This window comes from Thermoanaerobacter sp. A7A (assembly GCF_000445185.1).
In the GTDB taxonomy this organism is placed as follows: Bacteria; Bacillota; Thermoanaerobacteria; order Thermoanaerobacterales; family Thermoanaerobacteraceae; genus Thermoanaerobacter.
This window is the reverse complement of sequence record NZ_AVAF01000094.1, coordinates 1-1,943: the sequence shown is the minus strand read 5'-3', so window position 1 is coordinate 1,943 and position 1,943 is coordinate 1. Positions and strand designations below refer to the sequence as shown.

The 1,943-nt window shown below is 37.5% G+C and carries 3 protein-coding genes; all 3 read left to right on the top strand.

Annotated features, from left to right (window positions below; translation table 11 throughout):
- Positions 1-49: 49 nt before the first annotated feature.
- Positions 50-640, top strand: a complete 591-nt coding sequence (locus M663_RS0106470; protein ID WP_004406808.1) for an alpha/beta hydrolase — start codon at positions 50-52, stop codon at positions 638-640.
- Positions 641-758: 118 nt separating this feature from the next.
- Positions 759-974 carry a 4Fe-4S binding protein gene (locus M663_RS0106465; RefSeq protein WP_004406807.1) on the top strand — a complete coding sequence of 72 codons (216 nt, stop codon included), beginning with the start codon at positions 759-761 and terminating at the stop codon, positions 972-974.
- 452 nt (positions 975-1,426) lie between these two features.
- Positions 1,427-1,943 (top strand): reverse transcriptase domain-containing protein (locus tag M663_RS14595; RefSeq protein ID WP_042805186.1); only part of this gene is annotated, 517 nt, incomplete at its 3' end.

The following is a 1,943-nucleotide window of genomic DNA, read 5'->3' as shown; positions in this document are numbered from 1 at the left end:
TACTGAGTATGAGGCAAAAACTACTTAAGTAAAAATGGAGGTGATTTAAATGGTTATAAAAGGTGAGTATGTAAATATAAAAGGCAGTAAAATTCATTATTTAGAAATAGATAAAGAGAGTAGCAAAGATACAGTGATATTATTGCATGGCAAAAGATACAATGCTTATGATTGGATAAATTCAGGGATAGCTGAAAATTTATCTAATCAAGGATTTAAGGTGATATGCTTTGAGTTTCCCGGATATGGTTCTTCCGAAGAGTGCGATTTAGAAAAGGAAGAGGTTTTATTAGAATTTGTAAAAAAATTAAATATATCTTCTTTTCACCTTGTAGCTCCCTCTTTTAGTGGGGAGATATCTATAAAATTTGCTCTCAAATATGGCGATATGCTTAAAAGTTTGACAATTGTAGATAGCATAAATGTAGATAAATACAAAGAAAAATTAAATGAAATATATGTAAAAACATTGATTGTATGGGGGAAGAAAGATGAAATTGCACCCTATGAATTTGCGGAAATATTGAAAAATAATATTAAAAACAGTACATTGTTTGTGTTTGAAAATTTGGGACATACCTGCTATTTTGATGATGCAAAAAAGTTCTCTGAGGTGTTGATAAATTTTATAAGAGCATAAATTAAAGGGGCTGTCTTTAGGATGGCCTTTTTTTATGTTGACAAATACAAAATTTCGTGTATAATGTATACATGATACCCCTAAACAGAGGGGGAGTATTTTTAATGGAGGTAGAATTATGAGAGTAGCAAGAATCGATGAAAATATATGCGACAGGTCACCTTTTTGTCCAGCAGCAATGAGCTGCAGATTTAAGGCTTTTAAAGTTACGTTTGGAGGGTCATTTAGGATAAACATAAGCATCGATGAAGAAAAGTGCACAGGGTGTGGTGTTTGTACGAGATATTGTCCTCATGGAGCAATTGAACTTATAGATAGAGAAAAAGCTTCATAAAAATAAGGCACACTTAAGTGCCTTATTTTACGTGCGCCCGGCATGGGCGATAGCTAGGCGGTGAAAGTCCGCTGTGGGCTTGGTAGTGGGAACCACTAGCCGAAGAGCAAGGGTGTCCATCGTGAGGTGGAATCTGAAGGAAGCTTAAGGCAAAATCTCGGTCTGATGAACAAGAACCAGATAAGAGGCTGAATTGGGATGGATGAGTTTGCGTAACAAAACGAAGTCCAACACTACCCGAATCCCATACAGTAAATCTGGCAGATATATGAGATGAAAGTTATCGTTCTTACCCGGGGAGGTCTCAAGGATAAGTCACTAAAGTGAACTCTGAAGTGACAACCCATACAGTGATGTATGGTTGAACCTTGAGAAGTCAGCAGAGGTCATAGTACTTATCTAGACATGAATAGATAAGGAAGGACCGAACGTTAGGAGGTTTTGGAAATCTTATGGACTCGAAAGATATGCAGAGACTGCAGACAACTCAACAAAGAGGCTATCCGTTGAATAGAGAAATGGAATTTCAAAAGACAACGGAAGTGCATAGTATATCATCGGCGTCAAAAGATAGAAGAAACGATGTACAAAGATATACCAGCAAGATGCTTGAAATGATAGTAGAACGAGGGAACATGGAAGCAGCATACAAGCGCGTTGTTGCAAATAAAGGAAGCCATGGAGTCGATGGGATGGGAGTAGATGAACTTCTACCGTATCTCAAAGAAAACTGGGCAACCATAAAACAACAACTGCTGGAGGGGAAATACAAACCACAACCAGTGCGAAGAGTAGAAATTTCCAAACCAGATGGAGGAGTAAGACTACTAGGAATACCTACAGCACTAGATAGGCTAATACAACAAGCAATAGCCCAAATACTAAATAGAGTCTACAACCATACATTTTCTGATAGCAGTTATGGATTTAGACCAGGACGCAGTGCAAAAGACGCAATAAAAGCCGCAG

Coding starts and splice junctions, on each gene's coding strand:
- M663_RS0106470 (WP_004406808.1), top strand. CDS start 50: ATGGTTATAAAAGGTGAGTATGTAAATATAAAAGGCAGTAAAATTCAT.
- M663_RS0106465 (WP_004406807.1), top strand. CDS start 759: ATGAGAGTAGCAAGAATCGATGAAAATATATGCGACAGGTCACCTTTT.